The sequence below is a fragment of the Deltaproteobacteria bacterium genome, assembly GCA_016213065.1.
Taxonomy (GTDB): Bacteria; UBA10199; UBA10199; order SPLOWO2-01-44-7; family SPLOWO2-01-44-7; genus JACRBV01.
Genome location: JACRBV010000055.1, coordinates 1 through 23,702, shown reverse-complemented (window position 1 = coordinate 23,702; position 23,702 = coordinate 1). Strand labels below are relative to the sequence as shown.

The following is a 23,702-nucleotide window of genomic DNA, read 5'->3' as shown; positions in this document are numbered from 1 at the left end:
AAATAAAACTGGATCCCCGCCTTCGCGGGGATGACATGTGTGTAATTTTTTGGATTTTCTTATGAGCGTTGTAACAAAAACCGGTGACAAAGGAACAACGGGGCTTCTTTCTGGCGAGCGTGTTTCCAAAACAGATCCCCGCGTGAAAGTTTACGGTGCATTGGATGAACTGGTTTCTTTTGTGGGATGGGTGCGGTCTCTAAAACCCATGGCGCAATTAGCGTCTCCTCTCAAACAAATTCAGACTGATCTTTTTAGACTTGGTGCCGAACTTGCCTCAACAAAATTGGATTCCAGATGGAAAATGACACCGATCAACACAAAAGATGTGGAGCAGTTGGAAGTGTGGATTAAAGAATTTGAACCGCAACTGGATTTGCCCCACTCTTTTGTGTTGCCCGGCGGAACTCCGTGCTCGGCTTCTCTCGATATTGCGCGCACGATTACACGCAGAGTGGAAAGAAAAATTGTTGGATTGATGGAAGCAAAAATTTATACCAACACCGAAGCACTTCGTTACGTGAATCGTTTATCCGATTTACTTTTTGTTTTTGCGCGATATGAACAGAAAAAGAACAATGTGCCGTATGAACTTGTGTAGAAAATTTTATGGTCCATGGTCCATAGTCCATGGTCCCAAAATTTATGACCGACGCGATTGTTGCTTTATCAACCATTGATTCCGAAAAAGAGGCAAAGAAAATTGCGAAAGCGTTGGTTGAAACGCACATTGCCGCCTGTGTGAACATCATTCCAAAAATCACCTCGATTTATGAATGGAAGGAAGAAATTTGCGAAGAAGAAGAACTTCTTTTGGTTATCAAAACCCAGCAAAATCGTTTGGAGGAATTGAAGGTCACACTCGAAGAACTGCACCCTTACGAAGTCCCGGAACTAATCGTCCTCCCCATCACCGACGGCTTCCCCGATTACCTAAGCTGGCTCCTCGCCAACACGAAATAAATACCGCTACTTTCTGGTTAAAGGCCTGCCGCTTTGGCGTTGGATTCGATTTGGGTTATGTTTTTACATCCCGGGATGACAGCGGAGACGGCGGGATTTTTTAGGCACCAGGCCAGAGCCCATTGGGACATGTCAATGCCGGCGGGGACTTCGTTTTTTTTAATTTCCTCAACTTCTTTGAGCCGATTTTTCAAATAATTCTTATTATATCGGGCACGGACATCATTGTCTTTGAATTTTGAATTGGGTTTGTATTTTCCGCTCAAAAAACCGCTGGCCATTGGCACGCGCGCCAACACTCCCAGATTTTGTTCCTTGACAAAGGGAAAAACTTCACTCTCCGGTTGTCGATCCAGTCGATTGTAAACCACCTGCACCACTTCAATTCCAGATTTTGTTGAATCCTTCACCTGAGAAAGAAAATCGTTGCTGAGGGAATTGCCCAAGTGGCGGATCTTTCCCGCCTTCATCTGTTTTTGTAGCATCTCAAAAAGCTCTTGCTGATGAAAAGCTTCATCATCTCCTGAATGAAATTGATAAAGATCAATGGTGTTGGTTTGCAAAGCTTTGAGAGAATCTTCCAACTGTTTCAAAACTTCTTTGGGAGTCCAATGGGATTCGCGCTGAAGATATCCGCCGAAAGAATGTCCAAACTTGGTTGCGATAATCCAGTCTTTCCGGTTTTTTTTGATGGCGTTACCGATTAAAATTTCGGAGAGATGGTCGCCGTAGCATTCAGCGGTGTCTATCAGATTTATTCCCAAATCCCACGCCCGGTCCAAAATCTGGTCCACTTCCAACTGCGTAAAATTCTTTCCCCATTCGCCGCCAAACTGCCAAGTACCAACGCCAATGACGGAAACATCAAGACCAGTTTTGCCGAGTTTGCGATATTTCATAATCTACTTTGACCAGAATGGTGCCGCTACTTTCTGGTTGCGAAATATTCCTGCGAACCTTTGGGGTCCGGCTTCATTGTGGGTTTTCCGGGCTTCCAGTCCATGGGGCAAACTTCGCCCGTTTTGGCGCTGTGTTGGAAAGCCTGAATCACGCGCAAAACTTCGTCGATGCTTCTTCCCACACCGAGGTCATGAACGACCTGATACACCACTTTTCCTTCAGGGTTGATGAGGAAAAGTCCTCTCAATGCGATACCGGCTTCCAATAACACGCCATAGTCTGCGCTGATTGTTTTTTTCACATCGGAAAGCAGAGGAAAGTTGATGGTGCCTAGGCCGCCCTTGTTGCGCGGGGTGTTGGTCCATGCAAGGTGTGTGAATTTGCTGTCGACCGAACAACCAAGTACTTCGGAACCCAATTTTTTGAATTCTTCATACCGGTCTGAAAAAGCGGTAATTTCCGTCGGACAGACGAAAGTGAAATCGAGCGGATAAAAGAAAAGGCAAATCCATTTGCCTTTGTAATCCGATAATTTGATTATTTTGAAATCGCCACCAACAACCGCTTCGGCTGTGAAGTCGGGTGCCTCTTTTTGAACGAGTGTCATGAAAGCCTCCTTGGTTTTTTGGACAAGGGACTATGGACCATGGACTAAGGACCGGAGTCAATCAGAAATTAACCCTGTCCCACCCACTTTGTTACCTTGAAAATTTTTTCGGCGGCTTCGAAAGCTCTCTCCTGAGCTTCATAGGAAGCTTTGAGAATGGCCACGCGCGTGGCGGTGTTGTGATATTTGTGGGAGGGGAGTTTCGGATTTCTTTTTTTATTCAACAATTTTAAAAAATTCATCATGCTCTCGGGTGCGTAGCCCATCAAAAAAAGGGCGCGTCCGGCAAAACCGTCGGCATTTGCTTCTTCTTCGCGGCGCATTTCAAAAATTTCTTCCCAGCTTAGGTGGGACCAGTCGGCTCCCAAGGGAACATCGCTCACCATGTGACCCCATTCGTGGGCCAGAATCGCGGCGAGCAGAGACTCGTCTTCGCCAAATTTTTCCAGAAACTCCACACCGACATAAAGAATATTTTCGTCGTCGACACAGGCAATGGTGTTGTGAGACGCGATAATTTTTTTATGTTTTTTTTTGGAAAGAAGACCCAGTTTTTTTGTGATGCGGTCCAAAACCCCTCCCGCGGCAAACATGGCGGCAATTTCAGGTTTGAGCCGGGCCAGATCGGCGGGTTTGGGGATGGGTTCCCCCATAAGTTTCCGAATTTCTTCGCTATTCCCAATGTGCCCGCTACCCGTCACAACCCGGTTCATCCATAGGGGCGGCAAACCAGTCATTTTAGGATCAATCCGATCAACCATTTTATTCCCTCATTACCACATAGTAACAGGTACCATATGGTAATTGTCGAAGGTCTTCATTATTGTTATCGGCGGAAGAGGACAAAAAGTTGCTAATACGGCAGAATGTAGAAAAATATGGCACAAAAATGGCTGGTGGCGCTGGTTAGTACTAAAAGATGCCATATTTCGTGGAATCCGAATTTGCCGGGAATGGGATTGGGTTTTTCAAAAAGATAAATGAGCGAACCGACGGTATAAAGAATTCCCCCGGCTCCCAGAAAAGCAAGGCCTTCCCAGTTAATTAATCGGCAAACGGGATAAAAAATAAGCACCCCAAGCCAGCCCATCAATAAATAAAGAAGCGTGGTCGCCCATTTCGGCGTTCGGGGAAAGAGGGCCTTCAGAACAATACCGATGACGGCCAAAAACCAGACAAGCGCCAGAATGGTCCACCCCATAGAATTCCGCAGAAGCACCAGACAAAACGGCGTTAAACTCCCCGCGATCATCAGATAAATTGAAAAATAATCCAGTTGGCGCAGGCGATGATTCGTTTTTTCAGAACCGTTAACGCCATGGTGGAGGGCGCTTGAAGTAAAAAGGGACACCGCGCCAAATCCGTACACGGCAAAACTTAAAGTATGCCACGGTTTGTTGTGGGCCACCGAAGAAGTCAGCAAAAGAATAAGCCCCATCATGGCCAAAACAGCGCCAATAGAGGCTGTGAGGGTGTTCCAGAATTCGTCAGTAACATGGGTACTTCCATCTTTGCTCAATTTTTGCATAAGGTGCCCATAAATTAGATATAAACCGCACCATTATTTTTTCAAGCAACTTTTTTTGAAAATTGCCGATAACAGATGTAGAGGGGGACTTTGAGGTGTATATCTATTGACTAATTCAATTGAACAATTGGCGGCACGCTATATTGAAGTTACGAATCGTAATCGGAGCTTGGTGCACGTTGTTGAGCGCGATGAGGCCTCGGAAATTTTAAAAGAGGTTGTCGTGGCGGGGAAATTTGCAGAGTTCGACAGTGCCGTATACGAAAGGCTTTCTCCTGATGCAAGGACCTCATTGGGCCGACTGTATCCGGACCTTCGTTGGACCGTTTCAAAGATGTTTAGAGAGGAAATGCAAAGAACAACGTCCTTTGCCACCTACAATCGTCTATTCGATAATTTCCAAACGCAATTACCCGGGACATTGAGTTCAATCCCTTCACCTTGTTATCAGGGAGTAGGTGAAGTGCTTGATTTCGATGCCAATACGCTTCGATATGCCGCAGGCGGTCTTGCCGCTGTTGGGGTGGGTACACTCTTGATTGCAGTTTTTCCGGGAACATGGGTTGCGATCGGTGCCGCGATGCTTCTCGGAGGGCTTTTACTTGCGGTGCCTGTGATTGGTGGAACGCTTTTTACAAAAAATGCCGTTGATTATTATGATGCAGATGACCAAGCCGAAAAAGATAGGGCGGAGATGGGAATGTGCAAAGGAGGCGTAATACTTACTCTGTCGCTTCCTCTGGTTCCGAAAGGTATTGTTAATCTAAAGGGCGCGGCACTTTTATCAGGTGGCGAAACAGCGGTCGCGGTTTCGTCTCTTTCGGTTGATGCAACAAATGCGGCAAAAAATTTGGCTACCCGTGGATACCAAGTTGTGGAGCAGGCGGGATATGTCGTGGTCAAGGGCGAGAATTTGCGGGCTACGATTCCCAGAAAAACATTCGATTGGCTCGTAAGAAATGATCAGCTAAACGAGGATGCCGTGCGAGCAATCCAAATGGAACGGCGATTGAGGCTTAGGAGAACATTTAGCACGGGCTACATAACCGGCCGAAGTCTTGATGAAAATATTGGGAAATACCTAGATGGAACTGGTTTTAATCTTAGAAAAATAATAGAGGCCAAATATGCGGCGACGCAAAGGCCGGTAAAAATAGTGATCGCTGGCGATGGTGACGGTGGTACTGCCAGAGGTCTCAAAAAACTTTATGGAAGGGCTGTGGAAATATTTAATGTTTCTCTCTATCCCGTTGTCGCAGACGACGGAGTCTATGCGGGACAGCTTGTTCGGGATGTTACTACCATTGGCACTTTGCCCGCTAAAATGCGTGGCGCAGATATCTTTCTAGATATCATGGGACCGGCGTTTCATGGCGAAGATAAATTAAATGCCATCAGACTTGGGATGGATTCTTTGGCTGTGGGCGGTGAGGCTTTTTTCACCACGAATGACACAATTATTATTGGAGTTGCAGAGAGAGGGGTCACGTCAATGGTCGATTATATCGTGGCGAGTGCATATGAAAGAATTCCGCCGAGACCCGTTTCCAGAGCGGCTTATCAAGTAGACTTAATCATTCCGGGTTTTAAACTCAGTGTGCATTATCAAGATTGTGCACCTTATGCCGATGTCCTTGTAGCAAGGACGGGAGAGGCAGACGCAGATTTACATTCATTGTCCACTCTTTCTTTTTAAATCATCACAACTTTTTGAGGGCTTGTACTATTTTGGCGACTATATTTTGGGCGTCGCCGTAGACCATGCGGGTGTTGTCGGTGTAGAAGAGTTCGTTTTCAATGCCGGCAAATCCTTTTCCTTTGCCGCGTTTGATCACCAGCACATTTTTCGACTGATCGACATTTAAAATTGGCATCCCGTAAATGGGGCTGGCCTTGTTGTTGCGGGCGGCGGGATTGACAACATCGTTGGCACCAATCACGAGACTGACATCGGTGGTTGCAAATTCCGCATTGATCTCTTCCAAATCAAACAGGCGTTCGTAAGGTACGTTGGATTCCGCCAACAAAACGTTCATGTGTCCCGGCATGCGTCCCGCCACGGGATGAACCGCAAACTTTACCTGAATGCCGCGCTCCACCAAAATATCCATCAACTCTTTTACTTTGTGTTGCGCTTGTGCCACCGCCATTCCATAACCGGGAACAATGATCACTTTTTCCGCGTACGCCATCAGGACCGCCGCGTCGTCCGCTTCCATGGGTTTCAAATTTCCTTTGATTTCCTGTTCGCCTGTCGCTTGCTCTTGTCCAAAAGCGCCGAACAAAATATTTCCAATCGACCGGTTCATGGCGTTGGCCATCATTTTGGTGAGAAGTGTACCGGCGGCACCAACCACGGTACCCGCGATAATCATGGAGGCGTTTTGCAAAGCAAAACCTTCAAAAGCGACGGCAAGACCTGTTAGCGCGTTGTAAAGAGAAATCACCACGGGCATATCGCCGCCGCCGATCGGGAGTGTGGTGGTAACGCCAAAAGTCAGGGCAAGAAGAAAAAATGCGAAAATTAAAGCGGGCGATCCATGACCGGAAAAAATAAGCATGGCACAGAAAACTGTTACCAAAAGAATTCCAATGTTGATCCATTGTTGGCCGCGGAACGTGAACGGACGATCTCCCATCAATTGCTGAAGTTTGGCGAAGGCAATCATACTGCCGCTGAAAGCAACCGAACCGATCAAACCGCCAAGGATGGTGAGTGTGAGCAAACCTTTGTCCGGTACGTTGCCTTGCAAAAGTTCCACGGCACCAATAGCACCGGCGGCGCCGCCACCCATTCCATTATAAATGGCGATCATCTGGGGCATGTCGGTCATCGCCACTTTTTTCGCGGCAATCCATGCCACGAGTCCGCCCGCAAGAATTGCGAAAATCATCAGCGGCAAGTTGTGCATGTTGGGAGTGAAAAAGGTGGCGATGGTTGCAAGCGCCATGGCAACGCCGGCCCACCGGATGCCGCTTCGCGCGGTGGTGGGGGAACTCATCCGTTTCATTCCCACGATGAAAAGAATTGCAGTCAGAAAGTAAGTTGTTTGAATTAACAGTTCCATTTACCTATTCCTTATGACGTTTGTTTTTTTCGAACATCTGCAACATGCGCTCCGTTACGGCGAATCCGCCGGCGGCATTGACCGCTCCCAGCAAAACACCGATAAAACCGATGATCTGTTCCGGCAAAGAATCGGCATGCCCCAAAACCACCATGCTTCCCACCAGCACAATACCGTGAATAAAGTTGGATCCGGACATCAAAGGTGTGTGCAAAATTACGGGCACACGACCGATGACTTCATAACCGGTGAACGCGGCGAGAACAAAAATATAAAGTGCGGCCCAAATCCCTTCCATTATAATTTTCCTCCGGCGATAACTTCATCGCTCCAATCAGGTTCCAGCGATTTTCCATCTTTGGTCAACAGCATCAGAAAGTTAAAAATATTTTTGGCGACCATTTCGCTGGCGTGCACGGACAATGCGCTGGGCAGATTGACGGGACCTTCAATTCGCACTCCATTTTGATTGATGACTTCTCCTGCTTTTGTGAGCTCACAATTTCCGCCCGATTCGGCCGCCATATCAACGATCACAGAACCCGGTTTCATTTGAGCGACCATTTCTTTTGTCAACAAGCGCGGAGCGGGACGGCCCGGCACTTGGGCGGTGGTGATAACTACATCAGACACCGCCACATGTTTGGAGAGCATCGTGCTTTCCGCCTTTTTTTCTTCTTCCGTCAATTCGCGCGCATAACCTCCCTGTGCTTCTGCATCCACCGGGATTTCCAAAAATTTTGCACCAAGGGAAAGCACTTGTTCTTTGACTGCCCTGCGGACGTCATAGGCTTCCACGATGGCACCCAACCGCTTAGATGTGGCAATAGCTTGCAAGCCGGCCACGCCCGCACCCAAAATCAAAACTTTTGCCGGACGAATGGTGCCCGCCGCCGTGGTAAGCATTGGGAAAAAGCGATTGCTTATGTTTGCCGCGATGAGCACGGCTTTATAGCCCGCAACCGTAGCCTGCGAAGAAAGCACGTCCATTGATTGTGCGCGAGTGATGCGCGGCAGTTTTTCAAGTGCAAACGCCGTGATTTTTTTCTGTTTGAATAATTCCAGTTCTTCTTTCAGGCGGTGAGGTGTTAACAAACCAATCAAAAAGGCGCCTTCCGGGAAAAAATCGATCTCCTCCATTTTGGGAGATTGTACCTTCAAAATAATTTGCGCTCCGTTATAAAGTTCAGAAGTGTCTTTGATGATTTTAACGCCGACATTTGTGTATTGTTCGTCGGGGAAATGGGCGGCAAGACCAGCGGATGATTCCACGCGGATTTCAAAACCGGCTTTGACTAAACGACCGGCCACCTCCGGAACGAGGGCAACCCGCTTTTCTCCTTGGCTAATTTCTTTGGGAACGGCGACTCGAATCATATATTTGTTTAAATTCGTCGCCTCCATATAGTTTTAGTGAAAAGGAATCCAGTAAAAAAATAAGAAATAAAATTACACTTGTGAATTTATTTCGCCATGTGTTAGGGTAGCCGAACAGTGACAGTTAATTTACCCCAAAATGAGATATTGAAGTTGCGCGAGAAATTTTATGACGCAACGGTGACCGATGTTATTGCGGTTCAGCCGGCGTTATGGATTTTTCGGATCAAACCGGATGTGGAAAGACCTCCTTATATGCCGGGGCAATACACCACCATCGGGTTGGGGTTCTGGGAAAAGTGCATTGAAGGAAATGCGCCGGAAATATTAAAACCCGGCGAAGAAAAAAAACTGCTCCGCCGCGCCTATTCCATATCGCACGCCGTGGTAAAACCCGATGGCAAATTATATAAAGAGGGGGAATGCGATTTCTTTGAATTTTATGTGGCGCTTGTGTTGGTCGGTGGCGAAACACCAACACCGCCGCGTCTTACCCCGCGACTTTTTTCCCTGAAGAAGGGGGATCGCCTGTCCCTTGGACCCAAGGTGACGGGACATTACCATTTGAAAAAACCGTATGCGGGCAACCAATATTTCTTTTTCTCCACGGGTACCGGTGAGGCGCCGCATAATGCCATGGTTTGGCAATTGTTGTCCGGTGGGTTTCAGGGGCCGATCGTGAATTGTGTTTGTACCCGCTATCGCATTGATCAAGCGTATCGCATCATCCACGAAAAATTGGCCAAGGAGCATCCCAACTACAAAGTAATTTATCTGGCCACGCGGGAAAAAGACGAACCCAAACTTTATTGTCAGGATTTAATTGAACAGGGACTGTTTGAAAAGAAAACCGGTTATGGTTTTAATTCCTCCAACACTCATGTCTATTTGTGCGGCAATCCGTCAATGATTGGCAGGCCGGAAGTGGTCGATGGCAAGAAAGTAAATCCTACACCCAAAGGCATTATCGAAATTCTGGAATCCCGTGGTTTCACCATTCACACGCCCACCCAAAGCGGTAACATTCATTTTGAAGCGTATTGGTAAAAACACTATTTATTTTTGCGAGAGAAATGTTTTCAAACTTTTCAGACCTGAAGAGGGAGAATTGAATTCAATGGCCACTTTTTTTTCAATACTGTTTTGAGAACGCAAGACTTTTCCTTTTAAAGAAATATCACGCAGGTCGGAATTCAAATCGACAACCACTTCAACGGGGCCATTTTTTATTTCGTGTTGCAGATCGGTGAGAAGACAAATGCCACCGAGACTGATATCGAGAGTTGCGGCGGGAATAAGTTTTCCGTGTGTGCGGAGTGTAACAGGAAGTTCCATTTCAAATCGGCGATGTTTGCGTTTTTCTTGTGTCATTCCTGAACTCCTGTGTTCATTGCAAACCGTTGATAAATCCCTATCTCAAATAGGGTATCGGCGGCCAGCAAAAAAAGTTGCGTGTAGCACAAATTTTTTTTAAGCTACACGCAATCCTGAACCCCGAAGGGGTGAAGGATCTCCAAAGGGGAACTTTATGAAAATAGGCGTGATGGGTGCTGGCAGTTGGGGGACGGCTCTTGCCTCCTTGTTATCCGAAGGGGAGGGGGAGGCGGTCCTGTGGGCGTTTGAACCGGAGGTGGTTGAAAGTATTAACCAAAAGCACCGGAATGCCCTCTATTTTCCGGAAGTCCCTTTGCCCGAGGTCCTGAAAGCCTCCTCCGATTTGCAATCCCTCGTTGAGACATCGGACATTCTTGTCAACGCAATTCCCTCCCACCTTACCCGTCCTGTTTGGGGAAAAGTGGCTCCTTTTGTAAAAAAAGGGGCGATTATTGTCAATGCCTCGAAGGGTTTTGAGTTTGATACCGACAAAAGACTTTCGGAGGTTTTTCGGGAACTTTTCCCCGATCGGCCCGAAGGATTATTTGTTGCGTTATCCGGCCCCAGTTTTGCCAAAGAAGTTTTGCTCCATCAACCCACAACCGTGGTGATTGCGGGCAAAGATCAAAAGGTAATGAAAAAAATTCAAAAACTTTTTCGACGCGAATGGTTTTTAACTTATTTAAATCATGACGTGATTGGTGTGGAAGTAGGAGGAGCGGTAAAAAATGTGCTCGCGATTGCGAGTGGCATTTGCGAGGGGATGGGACTCGGCTACAACACACGCGCGGCGCTGATTACACGGGGGTTGTATGAAATAACAAAGTTGGGAAAGGCGATGGGCGCCAATCCGCTGACATTCGCGGGTTTAAGCGGGATGGGGGATTTGATTTTGACTTGTACCGGAGAACTTTCGCGCAATCGTTCGCTGGGATTGAAGCTGGGTTGCGGCGAAAAATTGCCGGACATTATGAAAAAGATGAAAAATGTTGCGGAAGGAGTGAAGACAAGCAAAGTGGTTTACGATCTGATTCAAAAATATAAAATCAACAATCCCGTGTGTGTTGAAATTTACCGCATTCTTTACGAGGGAAAATTGCCTTCACAGGCCGTCAAAGATCTGTTAGCGATCGACTTATATGAAGAACTTGGAGGGTTGTTGAAATGAAAAAGGGACCATGGACCATGGACTATGGACTATGGACCAAAAACTTGGCGCGAGTTTTATTTTTTTTGTTTTTAGTCTATGGTCCATGGTCCATGGTCTGTAGTCCCGCTTTCGCACAGACTCCTTCTCTCAATCTTCCCGCACTGCCCACTCAACCTCTGACTGTTGTTTTCAAAAATATCACCCAGCACAATCTTTTTCAGAGTGCATTGAATGCGTTAAAGAAAAGTAAAAGGGTGGAACAGTTTGTCATGGTTCGCGCAGAGCGTGGTTTTGTCGAATATCACGGACGTTATTTTGGGGAGAATGATTTGCTTTTGCAAGTTTTGCAGACACAGACCGAAGGAAAACTGAATTTCGAATTGAAACCGAAAAGTGACGATGGGTTAGAGATCCTGATAACACCCCAAGGCACGTGAAATAACAATTCGCTGTACTTCGCTGGTTCCTTCACCAATTTCCAAAAGTTTTTGATCGCGATAGAATCGGGCGACTGGATATTCTTCCATGAGACCGTAGCCGCCGTGAAGTTGAACCGCGTGATTGACTACGCGATACATGACTTCGGAACAATAAAGTTTTGCCTGAGCGGAAATTGTTTTGAATTCTTTTCCGGAATCTTTCATCCAGCAAGCTTTGTAGAGGAGTGCGCGTGCGGCTTCAATTTCGGTGGCACAATCGGCCAACTTAAAAGCATTGGTCTGAAAAGAGGAGATTGGTTTTCCAAATGTTTTTCTTTCTTTGGCATATTTTAGCGCCGCTTCAAAAGCCCCTTGCGCGCCACCCAACCCCATGGCGGCAATGCCCAGCCGGCCTAAATCGAGCGTCGCCAGCATCTGTTTGAATCCATCACCCCGCCGCCCCAGTAAGTTTTCCTCCGGCACTTTGACATTATCGAAATAAAGTTCCGCCGTGTTGGAAGCCCGCCAAACCATTTTATGATGCATTTCTTTTGCGATAAATCCGGGTGTATTTTGTTCCACCAAGATGCAGGAAATTTCTTTATGACCGTCATTCGTTTTTCCGGTGATTGCCTGCACCGTGCATCCGCCGGTGATGCGCGTGGCACCATTCGTGATAAAAATTTTGGAGCCGTTGATAATCCATTGACCGTTTTTTAATTCCGCGTTTGTTTTGGAATTACCCGCATCGCTTCCGGCATCGGGTTCGGTCAGTCCAAAAGACCAGAGTTTTTTGCCACTGCAAAGATCGGGAAGATATTTTTGTTTTTGCGACTCCGAGCCAAAATTATAAATGGGGTTCACTCCCAACCCATTATGCGCGGCGATGGTGGCGGCTTGTGAAGCATCAACCCTCGCCAATTCTTCAACCGCGATAATATAGGAGAGATAGTCAAGACCTTGTCCCGCGTATTTCGGATCGCAGGTCATTCCAAAAAGTCCCAACTCCCCCATTTTTTTTGTGATGTCGTAGGAAAATTCCTCTTTTTGATCGAGTTCAAAGATTTTCGGTTTGATTTCTCTTTCGGCAAATTCGCGAATAGTTTTACGAAGCAGGTCCTGCTCATTCGTGAGTTGGTAGTTCATGGAGCTTCTATATAATGATATGCGTTGTTGAAAAGGATTAAATTTAAAGGAATGATTTTTGGAGCAACTTTTTTTGGGATTTGCCGATAGATAGGTGGAGAACCAAATGGCGTTACCAAGTGTACAAATTGTCGGCTTTGAAACCATGCCACTTGCGATGCAAATAGAAATGGTGGCAAATGCTTTGGCGGAGTTTGTCCCAGCGGCGGGAGATTCGGGAATTGTGGTGTCTGATGGTGCGGTTCCATTGTTGGAACAATGGAAGGCCGCTACCGATGCCTATCAACATGGAACTCTTCCCACCGACCAATTGCGCACACGCATGATGGAGATGATCCAAAATCATCGAGCGCTTTACGCAGAAATTATAAGACGTTCTGGGAGTTCCGCTTCTCCCACTGCAACGCGATTTAGTCGCACTCCTCCAACCGCCGCTTTGCTGGCGCGGGCAACACAAACTGTTTTTCCCGCCGCTCCCAGAAATTTAGTGGATGGAGAAAGGATTGTTTGGCAAACTATTCGAAAATTTTTAGAAGATATGCATGGAGAAATGGCATCTGTTCCCACAAGTGGCGCCCTTTTCAAGCAGTATATAAAAGATGGAAAATTTCCAGAACGTGGGAATGATCGTCTTGCTCTTATAAAAACTCTTTCCAAAATCGTTGACCGCCATTTTCTGCGTTATCATTTGGGTGGGTGGGTTTTGGGGGAATATTGGAAACCCAAAACGTTTAATGACTTCAAAAATATTACGACTGCTCAGATCAAAGAATGGTTTGATGTTTTGGGTGTGCCTGAAACTATTTGCGTTCAATTTTTAATTCAAGGAGGAGTTTTTTATTCTTTCCAGCCCATTCTGCTCAGCGAAGATAATAAAGATCGTCATTATGCGCGTCTACATTTACGACGAACGGCTGAAGGAAAATACGAAGTATTCACAGCCGCTGGTCATGGAGGACAAAAAGCCGTTCAGGCATTGCGCGATTCCGAAGCGGCAAAAAGCGGCGCCTTGTTTATTCGTAATGACGGATTTTTGGGTTTAAAAAGTTTGCGACTGGGCGATCTGGATGAACTCCGTCTTGCGGATATTGATGACTGGTTTGATGCGGTCGCCAAAAGGAATGGCGGCAAAAGACCAAAAGAGATTGATCTTCAATATATGCCGAGCAGTGGTGATATTTTAAACAATGTTGTTCCCTTTGTTGCTGGAGGAGCGAACAAAGAACGTCACTACGGTCTTGTTCGAATTAGACAATGGGGAAAGGAACGATATGAAATTACGCGGGTGGAGGGAGACGGGAAAAATTCTGTAAGTAAACGTCTGCGGGAAATTCCTTTGGTCAAAAGCGGTTCCTTGACTGTTCGCAGCGACGGATTTTTGGGATTGAGGCCTTTAGAGATGACCGATTTTGAAAGGGAACTCACTTTCATTTCTCCCACGGATAAAGAAAAAAGATTTTGGTTCATTGAAGAATTGGGATTGCAAGTTTTGGAGATGGGAGAAAACGATTTTGAAATCATGGAGGCAGGTGGATTGCCTCCAGACACGCCGGCGGAAATGCTCGTGGATATGTTGGATGGTCTGATTCGGGGAATGACAGGGAAGGTTATCCAACTTTGGCACCGAAGGGGTATTGAACTTGATTACGAGGAAACACGTTTTTTAATGCGGGCGGCTCTTCCCTTGTTTCTCAAAAAAACCAAATGGAACCCTCAGCGCAACAATTTATTTTTATTTATCAGAAAGTATTTTTATTTCTTTTTTGAAAGAAAATTTCTCAAGCAGAATAATACTCTTTTGAAAGCACACGTAACTGCCAGAATAATTGGCGTTCGACATGCTTCCTATCTAGACCCCCAAAGGGCCGCGAAAGCGGAATTAAAAAGGCGCCATTTGCTCCCTTATAATCCAACTGCAAAAGAAGCTGATAGCGGAATGACACCAGTTTGGGAAAGAGCGGGTTTGCAAAACGTTTTAGATCCTGAACAGGAAGAACAACTTACATTGGCTGTGGGACATTCTATCTATCTGTTTTTAAGAAATCCGTCGGTCAGTCAGGAACAAAAAGAGGCTTTTCTTTTGAGGTATCGGGGTCGAAAAATTTTGAAAGCAATAGGCGTTGTGGTGGGGGCCTCCAGAGAAACGGTTCGTCTAAATGAAAAAGCGGCGATGGAAATTTGGCGTTTCTATTTGAAAGATGCTTTGGAGGAAGCGGAAATACCAGAAATTTTTATTAGACATTGCTTGGAAACGCCGGATGCCATGGAAGGTTTGAGAGATAGTTTGTCTCTGGATGAATTGGCAAAAGTGATGCGTGCCGCCGATTTTGATAGCGAACGTTGGAAATTTTTAGCCGAGCAAATGCCCGAAGTGATTCCACCGTTTTAAAACCAACTCCTCCAACGTTTTGCGCAGGTAAGGCCCATGACAGAGGGCTTCACAGAGAACCACCTGTTTCATGCCCGCCTTCAACGCTTCCGGAATAATGAGATGGTTTATTTCATAGAGCGTTTCGAAATGATCCGTCAAAAAACTGATGGGCACGATAAGTAAGTGTCGAACACTTCTGGAGGCCAGCTCTTTTACAAAATCGATCGTTGCGGGTTTTAACCATTCAACAGGTCCCACTTTACTTTGATACGAAAGATAGGCGGGATTTTCTCCTCCAAGATACGTCATAATTTTTTTGGCGCATTCTTTTATTTGTTCCGGATAGGGGTCCTTTCGTTCGGTGACGAAAGAAACCGGCAGTCCGTGTGCTGTAAAAAGAATGGCGACTTGAGAGCGGATCGAAGGATCAAAGGCGTCGAGTCCCTTTTTGATGCTGTAACACCAACCTGCGATGAAGTCGGGTTGATCGTGCCATGAATCAATTTTTTGGAAGGGGATGGCGCATTTTAATTTTTCATAAGCTCGGTCAAAAGCTTCAAAAACAGAAAGGGTTGTGGCGGTGGAATATTGAGGGAACATTGGAATGACGACCATCCCTTCCGGTTTCAAAAAATAAATTTGGCGGAGCATTTCTTCAATGTCGGGATTTGTGTAGCGCATTCCAACAAAAACACGGATATCCAGATTGGCTTTTTGAAAACCCTCTTCCAGACTGGCGGCAAGGGCACGCGATTGTTTCGGAAGCGGAGACCCTCCGCCAATTTTTCGATATTGTTCCGTCAGGCGTTTGGAGCGCAATCGGGAAACAAGTGTGGAAAAAATTTTCTGACCAATTTTTCCGCCCGGAATCGGGAAAATAGATTTATCAGAAAAAAGATTTTTCAGAAAAGGCCGAACATCCGCCAACGTCTCAGGCCCCCCAAAATCCAATAAAAATACAGCGATCATAAGAAGCTATCAGCTGTCAGCGATCAGCTTTCAGCTTTTGAATAAAAGACCCAAGCATGCGTTTAATTTCAATAATGTCCTCGTTTAGTTGAAGATAGTTGCTTCTATGTATCAGGTTCAGATCGTTCGACAATAAAAGCAGGTACTCAACTTCGCTTGCCGATCCCATTGCGATAACAAGAAATCGATGGAGTTCAGCATCACTATCTCTTCCACAGCCCTCTGCTATATTAGTGGCAATGGATGTACAAGCGCGTCTAATTTGACTTGTAAGTCCATAAAGTTCCTCCTTGGGAAAGTCTTTGGTAATTTTGTAAATGCATAAGGACAATTTGTGGCTCTTCTCCCAAATTTTTAATTCCCTAAAATCTTTCATCGTTTTATCTTTTCCTGCTGAAAGCTGACAGCTGATCGCTGACAGCTTTTTATGAATGCTTCCACATTTTCCACCGGTGTTTTGGGCAAAATGCCGTGGCCTAGGTTGGCGATGTAGCCGGGATAGTCTTGCATGGTCTTTAACATGATTTGAGTTTGTTGCCGGATTTCGTCGGGTGTCGCTTGCATTAGGATGTGTGGATTGAAATTTCCCTGAATGGCGGTTTTGCCCAACGCTTTTTTCTTGGCCTCCTCCAAAGAGGTTTCCCATCCGATCGAAATAACATCGCATCCAGTTTCAATCATGGTCTGAAGATGTGGTCCGCTCTCCTTCACGTAAAGAATGATCGGCACGCCGCGCTTTTTCAAAGCTGTGACAATCTCCTTTATATAAGGAGCAGACCAGACGCGGTAATCTTCCGGAGAGAGAACCCCCCCCCAACTGTCAAAAATCTGAATGGCATCCACACCCGCATCCACTTTTGCGGAAAGATAAACAATGGTTTCGTGGGTTAACCGCGACAAAGTATTTTTCAACAATTCCGGATTTTTTTTGCCGATGTTTTCGAAATCATCCATTATATACGAAGCCACCGTCCACGGACTTCCGGCAAAACCAAGAAGTGCGGCGTCTTCTTTAATTTCTTTTCTGATGTTGCGAAGAGCACTCAGCAAAAAGGGAATATCTTTTTTCGGTTCAACCGGTTTGAGTGCATCAATATCTTTTTGTGAGGCAATGAGTTTTGAAAACTTCGGTCCTTGACCTTCCAGAAAATTCAATTCCATCCCCATCACATTCGGAAGAAGAAGAATGTCGGCGAAAACAATCACCGCATCCATGTGAAGACGCCGCCACGGTTGCAGGGAAACTTCCGTGATGAGTTCGTCCGTTTTGAGAAGCGTCATGAAATCATGTTTTTCCCTCAAGGCGCGATACTCCGGCAGAAACCGCCCCGCCTGCCGCATCAACCAAACCGGCGGGCGATCCTTGTTCTTGCAAAAGCAGGCGTTCGAAAAACGTTGAAGACTGTTCATAAATTATATTTTGACGCGAATTTTTTCAAACAGATTGGAAATGACTTCAAGAAAAGTGCTTTTGATTAAAAGATAAATTTCATACGCATCTTCATCGGAATAAATGTGCACAATTTCGTTTCTTTTTTTGACCATGAAGGGAAAAACCTCTTCCTGTTTTTTGTCGATCAACCCCAGTTTGAAAGCTTCCTTGAAACAACTTAAAGGAGATTCCGTTTGAATACCCTCTGCCAGCAAAATTTCCTTGAGACATTTCCACATGCTTTCAAAAGTATATTCAAAACGTTTTGTGACAATTTCAACCAGAATGTCTTTATCAAATTTTGATTCGAAGTCGCTTGTGGTTGCTTCTTTAAGTTTGATCAGACCAGCTTCAAATTTTTCGAAAGTGCGCGACAATTTTTCCCGACGTGCCATATTTTAATCTCCTTCAACGCTTCTTGTCGCACCTTCTTATCAACAGATGAAAAATCGACAAGATCAATTTTTCTTAGAGTGGGTAAATCGGTGTTGAGAACTTCCTCGGCTTCTACAAAAGCTTTCGCGGAAATTTTGTCGCGACAAAGAATGCCAATATCAATATCAGAAGTTTCAAGCGCCTCCCCCGTAGCCTGCGATCCAAACAGAAACACAATGCAGTCTTCGGGGGTCAAATGCTGGAAAATGGTATTTAGGATGACTTTTTTGTATTTTTGGACCGTGGGGATCATATCGGAGAGGGGAGATCATAACCTGCCTGTTTGAGGAAAACATGCATTCGTTTCAGAAAATTGGATACCTCCCGAATTGTTTCTTCGGCTAGTCCCTCGCTAAAAATCATGGTGTGGCGGTAATCGGCTTCCTCACGATACTTGGCGGCGCGTGCCAGAATTTGCGACTGCTCCGGTTCAATGAATCCCCTTTTAACAAAATGATGATTAAACAAATAAAGAGCGCCTTGATGTGTTTTGGGTTGCAGTCCCTCCGTGAGAAGCACTGCCTGTGTTGCATGGAAGGCGGCGTAATAAGCTCTGGATGTGGCGCCCTCCGGAAGATGTTGTCCCGCTAAAACCCGCGCTTCTTTTATAACCGTCAATGCCCTTTCCCATTCATCCTGAATATTAAGCTTTTTATTTTTTTCATTCATAGAGACACTCCTTCGCGATCAATATCCAGCGCAATGCGGCGTTCTCTGTCGCGCAGTTTCTGAAATTCTTCCGGGGTCATGACCAGTGGAGACAAAATAGTGTCTTTTTCAATGTTGATGTGAGTCGCTTCGTCCCATACCCAACGCTTCTCCTCTGCTGTCAGGTTTTCAATGAGAATAAGAATATCAATGTCGGAATACAAACGGCGTTCTCCACGGACCGTTGAACCAAAAATTTTTATTTCTGTTATGCGCGGTCCAAAACGTTGCAAAACCCTTTGTTTGAATTCACTCAATGTTTTTTGTTCCAATGATGACAAACAGTGCATAGTGCCCAAAAATTATCAGAATTGTTTTTGCTTGTCACGGCGTAACCTTCTTCTAAGTGTCCGACACTTACAAGGGGGGCCCCCCCTGTAGGTGTCGGACACCTTTGTAAGTGGTTGGAATTGTTTGGTATTTTTTTGGCTTCAAAAATTTTCAAAAAAAGTGAAAAAAGTACGCAACTTTTTTTTAGGAGTGACGATACCTGTAATGAATAGAGCGTGTTCTACATAAAGGAGAGCTTATGATGGCAGGCGGAGATGTTCCAGTCAGAGTAGTTCAATTTTCAGATGTAAAAAATGCGGATGTAGCTGTGGCTGATTTGAAGCCTGATACGACCAACGCAGTAAAAAATTCAACCATCGATCAATATATTTTAGCCGCCGTGAATTTTGCGAGAAAGCCAGATTGCGGGGCGTGGTGCTGGGCTTCGGAATACAATATGGCTCTTTCACGACTCTCCTCTCCACTTGTTGCAATAAGAATTTATCGAAGTGATCAATGCGCAGAAGTTGATGCCGCTTTAAGACAGGCCGCGATCAATGTTTTTTGGTCGAGCGACAGAGACATCATTGACCATGTCAGACTTGGTGTCGCGACCTACTGTCAAAATGATATTGCTTACTTGCAACTCTCGGGTGAAAAGAATCGGTGCATCGCTGATAAAGCCAAAATTGAAGGAGAATTGGTTCAATGCAGAACAGATTTAGAAGCGGCGAAAACGGCGGCACCAACAGGACATGCGAAAGCTGCTTCAAACAAGGATGCAGGAAAAGGTAAAAAAGCACATGCACGAGAAGAAAAAGTAGAGCCCTCACCGCAACACACCGAATGTGTTTCCAATCGATGCCTTACTGTTGCGGGTGCCGGTGAAGACAGATGTGTCAACGATGTCGTCTGCGAACCGAAACCAATTGAATGCAAACCAACTCAAACATTAGAAGGCGGCATATGCAGGGATAAACCAGAACCAAAAGCAAGACCAAAAGTTATACCTTATAAATAAAGGAGTTTTATTATGCAATCCGGCGGACAAACAAGAACTACCAAAGTTAATGAAGCAAAAATAAGAGAACGGGCAGAAAATGAATTTCTCCTACCGAAAGCAAAAGTGGATGAGATTGCCCCCAAAGTGGTGCATCAAATTCAAGTGGCCTGTGACTTATATTATGGAGATCCTGCTAACCCAATCGATGCCGCAGTTGGTGCCAATTCGGGTTCATATCAGCCTGCCAAACAAGATGCCTGTGAAGATATGCTCGGTGGTGATTTGCGAGTTGCCGCTGATTATAAATCCATTTGGAGCGGTCAGGATTTGCACGAATTAACAGACGCCGTAGCGGGTGGAGATTTCTTTCTTCAAACTCCTCCTACTCTTGGTAAGGGCGCCAATATCAATGACCTTTGGCATTATTTCGATTTGATTCGTGGAGCGGCTTCGCCTTCTGATGCTACCCCAGCCGAAGCGCCAGCAGGAAAGTCACCGCTTGAGCTTAAACTAAAAAAACTGCAAATGCATACCCCTGCCCCTTGGGATAAGGCGGCTTCGGAAGGTGCGACAGAAGAAATGAAGAAGGGTACCTTTATTTTGGATGCGGAAGGTGCCTATTCTCTTGTAAACAGACCCTCTTATGCCGTGGGAGTTGTTGGAACTCTTGAGCATAAAGCTGCCGCCGGCTTTGATCCAGACAGTGTGATTTCTGCCACCAAAAGGGGCTTAAGCGGACGCAAATTGGAAACAGAAGGAGGGGTGGGCCTTTCTTTAACACTGCCGATAAACGGTTCGAATGATATGGAAGTTCCCCCGATGGACCTCGTTTCTGCAAGTTCTCTTGCCAAAGAATTAACCGAGAAAGCCAAAGCAAGATGGGGCGATAAAGCGGCCCAAATTTACCTTGATGTGGTGCGGGCCATTTTTGAAAATGCGGATGAGGATCAGTTTTCTGGTGACTGGAATGGATTGACCACAAAAGCAGCCCAACGGTTTGAATCGTTGTTGTCCGATAGTAATTTACCCAAAAAAGAAAACGCCAAGGCATTTGTCCCTTTTTTCGCGCTTCAACCCTCCGCGTTGATTGATCTCATTGCCCTGTGGTCCGGCAAAAGCGTCTCCGAAATCAAAACAGAATTGAATTCAAAAGGAGTTGATCTCGCGAAATTTGAAGCAAGTAAGAATCTGGCCCTTGATTACGCAGGAATAGACGAGAGAATAAAACTGTTTGGAGACTTGTTAGAAAAAGCAGGTACTCTCGGTTTGACCAAAAAATTTGAGTTGTCGAAAGATTATGATGATCACGCCGCTGTTTCCACTATTAAATTGCCAACCAATCCCGCAAAACTCAAAACAGCCTTAGGGTTGGATGGTTATGCCAAAGCTTTGGAAGAAAAAGAAAAAGAAATTGCCAAAGCGTTGGGTACGACACCGGCAGAACTTAAAAAAGCCGCAGAGGATGCAAAAGAAGAATATCCTTTTGTACTCGTCCCCGGAAAAAATGATCAGGACAATCCGTGGCGTGTGGATGCGCGCGTAAATAGCTTCAGGAACAAAAAGCTCGGTGAAAAAATTGCCACCATATCGGCCGAAGTTGCCGCTAAATTAAAGAGTGACTGGACATTGAATCCTTATCCCGTTTTGGAGCCAAGCATCCTATTTTCATTGTATAAGTCCGACGAAGGGATTTTAAGAGGTGCTACCCTTATCCTTGCTGGCGAATATGATGGTCCGGCATTTACGGCAAAACCGGAAGATGCGGCACATGTTTTTGTCGGTGTAGCCATACTGCAATTGAAATTGGAACAGTGGACAAAATGGAATGCTGACTTCCGATGGATAGGTATTGGACTCAAACCCAAAGATGGTGATTTTACTCCTGTTAAAAATATCTTTGCAGGTAAGTTAAGAGCGGATTTATCCCGAGGTTTCTATTCTGAGGGAAGTGTTACCAGAATTTTTCAGGGGGATACGACACAGCAGACAAGTCCCAATGGGTTGAACGATGGCACTTCGGGAGGTGGAAACGGCGAGTTTACCACTGAGGTTGGCCGCAATGAAACGATTTATAGTTTGGAATTGGGTTACAAAATATCGCCGATTACATTGGGAGCAGTTTATACCCACATGATATCTTCTGATGTGCTGACAGGAGAGGGCACTTCACGTGATTTTATCGGGGCCGCTTTTACGGCGAAGTTTTAAATTTTTTAACAAAGCCATCCGTCTATGGATGGCACAAGGATAAGGGGTAAGGGATATGAAAAATAAAATCGCGTTGATGGTGGTCGTGTTGTCTCTGCTCGGTTGCAGTGACGGCGTGTTGAAAATGAAACCGAAGGTGGATACTCCAAACCCATCGGTATCTCCCGCGGAAGGACTTGGCATCAAATCGTTTGCGGCAGATCCGTTGACGATGACCAGCGCCGGCGAAGCCAAACTTACTTGGGAAGTCACCGGTGCCGATTCCATTGACATCGCCTCCAGTAATACCGTCAGCGGTTTTCACTTTACCTCTGAAAAAGCCGAAGACATGAAATCATCGACAAAAGTTACCGTGAAGGAGACAACAACCTTTACTTTGTCAGCGACGAAAAAAGAGGCTCCGCCAGTACAAAAGACGGTGACGATCACGGTTAAATCCGCATTATCCATCGAAAGTTTTTATGCCGAACTAGAGAAGGATGCTGACAAAGACAGCTATGTCTTGGAACCGGGCAAGCAAACGGTGTTGCACTGGTCTGTTCTCCCCGCAGAGGCTGAAATAAGTCTTACTGCTTCAACCGGTGAACAGCCGGTTCTGGGAGAATGCACGGCCCCATCTACGAAAGCAATGGAAGCTGGTGGCGATGCCGCTCCCACAACTTTGCCCGTCTCTGGTTGTGCAACGGTCACTCCTTCTGAAGACACGGTTTATACGTTGAGCGCCAAATTGGGTGAAGATAAACAGGAAAAAACGTTGTCTATTATTGTGGGCAGTGCGCCGAAAATTACGCTGACGGCTACACAATTCAATCCCAAACCGCCGGGCGTTCCGAGCGTTGAGTTGGATTGGCAGGTTTCTGCAAAAGATGCGAAAGTAACGTTGACATCTGTGCCAGCTCTTCCGGGATTGCCTGTGGATCAAGCGGTAGATGCGGATGGCAGGGGAAGTTTCCTTGTCCCGATGAGTGCCATTACTCAACCCACAACTTTCACAGCTACAGCCAAGGTGGGAGACAAAACAACTCAGACCACTGTTGTTGTATCGCCTGATGTGTTTGCTTTTGATTGTTCCCAGTTTGTGGTGACAGCAAAAGCAACCGGTCCCGTATTTGTGGGAGAACAGGTTGCATTGGCGATTACGGCACCACAAGGAGCAATGGTCCATCTTGTTGATGGAAGTGGAGAAGTTGTAATGCTCAATCTCGAAAATCCTTCTATTCCAGCCAAGGCGGGAAGCTACACAGCCCTTCTCCAAAGTGGAGATCGAACACTGTGCTCCAAGCCCGTCAATCTTCCTGTTGCGGAATTGAAAAAAGTGGGAAGCGGCAAAGCTGTCCGTGTTGTGGCCGCCGATTCCAAAAAACCAAATGATGTTTATGTTGGTCTCGATAAGGGAGGATTCAAGTGTAACACCGCTGAGAACAAATGTGATAAAGTCAGCATAATTCACTATACGGATGTTCTGGCTCAGACAATGGATGTTGATTTCTTTACGGCACTCAAGGGTATCGATAAAGTAACAGCTACATTAAATCCCAATTTCATGGACAAGGTGATTAAGACCTTCCCGGTGAATGCGGTTGCTGTTTCTACCTCTGCCCGTTTGTTTGCGGCAACCACCGGAGGCATCTTCTATAAAGGTAATGGTAAAGGTGATTATCAAAAATGGACCGCGTTGACCTCTTTACTTCGACAAAACAACAATGGCGATTACCCGGGTTCACACCCAACCTGTTTTGGTCAGACTCAGTCTGGAAAACAAAAAGGGGTGAAG

General features: G+C 45.8%; 26 protein-coding genes. 10 read left to right on the top strand and 16 right to left on the bottom strand.

What is annotated here, in order from left to right; all coding sequences use genetic code 11:
* Positions 1-61 precede the first annotated feature (61 nt).
* Together HY877_03035 and HY877_03030 are read left to right on the top strand one after the other, a co-directional pair.
* Entirely contained in the window at positions 62-601 is a 540-nt protein-coding gene (locus HY877_03035; protein ID MBI5299255.1) for a cob(I)yrinic acid a,c-diamide adenosyltransferase, read from the top strand.
* 44 nt (positions 602-645) lie between these two features.
* Positions 646-963 (top strand): divalent-cation tolerance protein CutA, encoded by a 318-nt coding sequence (locus HY877_03030; GenBank protein ID MBI5299254.1) that lies wholly within the window; start codon positions 646-648, stop codon positions 961-963.
* Between the two features lie 17 nt (positions 964-980).
* Here HY877_03030 and HY877_03025 read toward each other — a convergent pair whose 3' ends face one another.
* The 4 genes from HY877_03025 to HY877_03010 form a co-directional block, all read right to left on the bottom strand.
* Complete coding sequence (locus HY877_03025; GenBank protein ID MBI5299253.1) at positions 981-1,862, bottom strand: aldo/keto reductase; 882 nt, start codon at positions 1,860-1,862, stop codon at positions 981-983.
* Between the two features lie 26 nt (positions 1,863-1,888).
* Positions 1,889-2,470, bottom strand: a complete 582-nt coding sequence (locus tag HY877_03020) for a peroxiredoxin (GenBank protein ID MBI5299252.1) — start codon at positions 2,468-2,470, stop codon at positions 1,889-1,891.
* Between the two features lie 68 nt (positions 2,471-2,538).
* Entirely contained in the window at positions 2,539-3,231 is a 693-nt protein-coding gene (locus HY877_03015) for a hypothetical protein (GenBank protein ID MBI5299251.1), read from the bottom strand.
* A 92-nt stretch (positions 3,232-3,323) separates the two neighbouring features.
* Positions 3,324-3,998 carry a hemolysin III family protein gene (locus tag HY877_03010; protein MBI5299250.1) on the bottom strand — a complete coding sequence of 225 codons (675 nt, stop codon included), beginning with the start codon at positions 3,996-3,998 and terminating at the stop codon, positions 3,324-3,326.
* 106 nt (positions 3,999-4,104) lie between these two features.
* Between HY877_03010 and HY877_03005 the strand changes: the two genes are divergently transcribed.
* Positions 4,105-5,694 (top strand): hypothetical protein, encoded by a 1,590-nt coding sequence (locus HY877_03005; GenBank protein MBI5299249.1) that lies wholly within the window; start codon positions 4,105-4,107, stop codon positions 5,692-5,694.
* A gap of 4 nt (positions 5,695-5,698) precedes the next feature.
* Here the strand turns inward: HY877_03005 and HY877_03000 are convergent, their stop codons facing one another.
* The 3 genes from HY877_03000 to HY877_02990 are packed head-to-tail and all read right to left on the bottom strand — an operon-like array spanning position 5,699 to position 8,443.
* Positions 5,699-7,066, bottom strand: a complete 1,368-nt coding sequence (locus tag HY877_03000; protein ID MBI5299248.1) for an NAD(P)(+) transhydrogenase (Re/Si-specific) subunit beta — start codon at positions 7,064-7,066, stop codon at positions 5,699-5,701.
* 4 nt (positions 7,067-7,070) lie between these two features.
* Entirely contained in the window at positions 7,071-7,364 is a 294-nt protein-coding gene (locus HY877_02995) for an NAD(P) transhydrogenase subunit alpha (protein MBI5299247.1), read from the bottom strand.
* Positions 7,364-8,443, bottom strand: a complete 1,080-nt coding sequence (locus tag HY877_02990) for a Re/Si-specific NAD(P)(+) transhydrogenase subunit alpha (protein ID MBI5299246.1) — start codon at positions 8,441-8,443, stop codon at positions 7,364-7,366. The genes HY877_02995 and HY877_02990 overlap by 1 nt, the downstream gene beginning before the upstream one ends.
* A 117-nt stretch (positions 8,444-8,560) precedes the next feature.
* Here HY877_02990 and HY877_02985 point away from each other — a divergent pair, with 117 nt between their 5' ends.
* Positions 8,561-9,490: a ferredoxin--NADP reductase gene (locus HY877_02985; protein ID MBI5299245.1), complete on the top strand. Its 930-nt coding sequence runs from the start codon at positions 8,561-8,563 to the stop codon at positions 9,488-9,490.
* Between the two features lie 9 nt (positions 9,491-9,499).
* Here the strand turns inward: HY877_02985 and HY877_02980 are convergent, their stop codons facing one another.
* The gene (locus tag HY877_02980; protein ID MBI5299244.1) at positions 9,500-9,814 is read right to left on the bottom strand and encodes a PilZ domain-containing protein; all 315 of its coding nucleotides are present in this window, start codon (positions 9,812-9,814) and stop codon (positions 9,500-9,502) included.
* 157 nt (positions 9,815-9,971) lie between these two features.
* Between HY877_02980 and HY877_02975 the strand changes: the two genes are divergently transcribed.
* Together HY877_02975 and HY877_02970 are read left to right on the top strand one after the other, a co-directional pair.
* Positions 9,972-10,985 carry an NAD(P)-dependent glycerol-3-phosphate dehydrogenase gene (locus tag HY877_02975; GenBank protein MBI5299243.1) on the top strand — a complete coding sequence of 338 codons (1,014 nt, stop codon included), beginning with the start codon at positions 9,972-9,974 and terminating at the stop codon, positions 10,983-10,985.
* A complete protein-coding gene (locus tag HY877_02970; GenBank protein ID MBI5299242.1) occupies positions 10,982-11,404 on the top strand; it encodes a hypothetical protein in 423 nt (140 codons plus the stop codon). Before HY877_02975 ends, HY877_02970 begins: the two co-directional genes overlap by 4 nt.
* On the opposite strand, the gene HY877_02965 is transcribed toward HY877_02970, so the two are convergent.
* Positions 11,372-12,532, bottom strand: coding sequence for an acyl-CoA dehydrogenase family protein (locus tag HY877_02965; GenBank protein MBI5299241.1), 1,161 nt, complete (start codon positions 12,530-12,532; stop codon positions 11,372-11,374). The genes HY877_02970 and HY877_02965 overlap by 33 nt on opposite strands.
* 106 nt (positions 12,533-12,638) lie before the next feature.
* On the opposite strand from HY877_02965, the gene HY877_02960 reads away from it, so the two are divergent.
* Entirely contained in the window at positions 12,639-14,921 is a 2,283-nt protein-coding gene (locus tag HY877_02960) for a hypothetical protein (GenBank protein ID MBI5299240.1), read from the top strand.
* Here the strand turns inward: HY877_02960 and hemH are convergent.
* The 7 genes from hemH to HY877_02925 are packed head-to-tail and all read right to left on the bottom strand — an operon-like array spanning position 14,883 to position 18,704.
* Positions 14,883-15,872: a ferrochelatase gene (gene hemH / locus HY877_02955; GenBank protein MBI5299239.1), complete on the bottom strand. Its 990-nt coding sequence runs from the start codon at positions 15,870-15,872 to the stop codon at positions 14,883-14,885. The genes HY877_02960 and hemH overlap by 39 nt on opposite strands.
* A 16-nt stretch (positions 15,873-15,888) precedes the next feature.
* A complete protein-coding gene (locus HY877_02950; protein ID MBI5299238.1) occupies positions 15,889-16,248 on the bottom strand; it encodes a four helix bundle protein in 360 nt (119 codons plus the stop codon).
* Complete coding sequence (gene hemE / locus HY877_02945) at positions 16,245-17,282, bottom strand: uroporphyrinogen decarboxylase (GenBank protein MBI5299237.1); 1,038 nt, start codon at positions 17,280-17,282, stop codon at positions 16,245-16,247. Before hemE ends, HY877_02950 begins: the two co-directional genes overlap by 4 nt.
* A 3-nt stretch (positions 17,283-17,285) precedes the next feature.
* Positions 17,286-17,699, bottom strand: coding sequence for a nucleotidyltransferase substrate binding protein (locus HY877_02940; GenBank protein ID MBI5299236.1), 414 nt, complete (start codon positions 17,697-17,699; stop codon positions 17,286-17,288).
* A complete protein-coding gene (locus HY877_02935) occupies positions 17,645-17,992 on the bottom strand; it encodes a nucleotidyltransferase domain-containing protein (protein MBI5299235.1) in 348 nt (115 codons plus the stop codon). Before HY877_02935 ends, HY877_02940 begins: the two co-directional genes overlap by 55 nt.
* Entirely contained in the window at positions 17,989-18,408 is a 420-nt protein-coding gene (locus tag HY877_02930) for a HEPN domain-containing protein (protein MBI5299234.1), read from the bottom strand. The genes HY877_02935 and HY877_02930 overlap by 4 nt, the downstream gene beginning before the upstream one ends.
* Complete coding sequence (locus HY877_02925; protein MBI5299233.1) at positions 18,405-18,704, bottom strand: nucleotidyltransferase domain-containing protein; 300 nt, start codon at positions 18,702-18,704, stop codon at positions 18,405-18,407. Before HY877_02925 ends, HY877_02930 begins: the two co-directional genes overlap by 4 nt.
* Positions 18,705-18,976: 272 nt before the next feature.
* Between HY877_02925 and HY877_02920 the strand changes: the two genes are divergently transcribed.
* The 3 genes from HY877_02920 to HY877_02910 all read left to right on the top strand — a co-directional run.
* Positions 18,977-19,738: a hypothetical protein gene (locus HY877_02920; protein MBI5299232.1), complete on the top strand. Its 762-nt coding sequence runs from the start codon at positions 18,977-18,979 to the stop codon at positions 19,736-19,738.
* 12 nt (positions 19,739-19,750) lie between these two features.
* Positions 19,751-21,928: a hypothetical protein gene (locus HY877_02915; protein MBI5299231.1), complete on the top strand. Its 2,178-nt coding sequence runs from the start codon at positions 19,751-19,753 to the stop codon at positions 21,926-21,928.
* 55 nt (positions 21,929-21,983) lie between these two features.
* On the top strand, positions 21,984-23,702 hold a 1,719-nt coding region (locus HY877_02910; protein MBI5299230.1), incomplete at its 3' end, for a hypothetical protein.

Bases quoted from the DNA above. Each gene is read 5' to 3' on its own strand.
- HY877_02995 (MBI5299247.1), bottom strand. From the start codon at position 7,364: ATGGAAGGGATTTGGGCCGCACTTTATATTTTTGTTCTCGCCGCGTTC.
- HY877_02920 (MBI5299232.1), top strand. From the start codon at position 18,977: ATGATGGCAGGCGGAGATGTTCCAGTCAGAGTAGTTCAATTTTCAGAT.
- HY877_03035 (MBI5299255.1), top strand. From the start codon at position 62: ATGAGCGTTGTAACAAAAACCGGTGACAAAGGAACAACGGGGCTTCTT.
- hemE (MBI5299237.1), bottom strand. From the start codon at position 17,282: ATGAACAGTCTTCAACGTTTTTCGAACGCCTGCTTTTGCAAGAACAAG.
- HY877_02980 (MBI5299244.1), bottom strand. From the start codon at position 9,814: ATGACACAAGAAAAACGCAAACATCGCCGATTTGAAATGGAACTTCCT.
- HY877_03025 (MBI5299253.1), bottom strand. From the start codon at position 1,862: ATGAAATATCGCAAACTCGGCAAAACTGGTCTTGATGTTTCCGTCATT.
- HY877_03000 (MBI5299248.1), bottom strand. From the start codon at position 7,066: ATGGAACTGTTAATTCAAACAACTTACTTTCTGACTGCAATTCTTTTC.
- HY877_02990 (MBI5299246.1), bottom strand. From the start codon at position 8,443: ATGATTCGAGTCGCCGTTCCCAAAGAAATTAGCCAAGGAGAAAAGCGG.
- HY877_03020 (MBI5299252.1), bottom strand. From the start codon at position 2,470: ATGACACTCGTTCAAAAAGAGGCACCCGACTTCACAGCCGAAGCGGTT.
- HY877_02970 (MBI5299242.1), top strand. From the start codon at position 10,982: ATGAAAAAGGGACCATGGACCATGGACTATGGACTATGGACCAAAAAC.
- HY877_02965 (MBI5299241.1), bottom strand. From the start codon at position 12,532: ATGAACTACCAACTCACGAATGAGCAGGACCTGCTTCGTAAAACTATT.
- HY877_02935 (MBI5299235.1), bottom strand. From the start codon at position 17,992: ATGATCCCCACGGTCCAAAAATACAAAAAAGTCATCCTAAATACCATT.
- hemH (MBI5299239.1), bottom strand. From the start codon at position 15,872: ATGATCGCTGTATTTTTATTGGATTTTGGGGGGCCTGAGACGTTGGCG.
- HY877_03010 (MBI5299250.1), bottom strand. From the start codon at position 3,998: ATGCAAAAATTGAGCAAAGATGGAAGTACCCATGTTACTGACGAATTC.
- HY877_02960 (MBI5299240.1), top strand. From the start codon at position 12,639: ATGGCGTTACCAAGTGTACAAATTGTCGGCTTTGAAACCATGCCACTT.
- HY877_03030 (MBI5299254.1), top strand. From the start codon at position 646: ATGACCGACGCGATTGTTGCTTTATCAACCATTGATTCCGAAAAAGAG.
- HY877_02915 (MBI5299231.1), top strand. From the start codon at position 19,751: ATGCAATCCGGCGGACAAACAAGAACTACCAAAGTTAATGAAGCAAAA.
- HY877_02930 (MBI5299234.1), bottom strand. From the start codon at position 18,408: ATGAATGAAAAAAATAAAAAGCTTAATATTCAGGATGAATGGGAAAGG.
- HY877_02940 (MBI5299236.1), bottom strand. From the start codon at position 17,699: ATGGCACGTCGGGAAAAATTGTCGCGCACTTTCGAAAAATTTGAAGCT.
- HY877_03015 (MBI5299251.1), bottom strand. From the start codon at position 3,231: ATGGTTGATCGGATTGATCCTAAAATGACTGGTTTGCCGCCCCTATGG.
- HY877_02950 (MBI5299238.1), bottom strand. From the start codon at position 16,248: ATGAAAGATTTTAGGGAATTAAAAATTTGGGAGAAGAGCCACAAATTG.
- HY877_02975 (MBI5299243.1), top strand. From the start codon at position 9,972: ATGAAAATAGGCGTGATGGGTGCTGGCAGTTGGGGGACGGCTCTTGCC.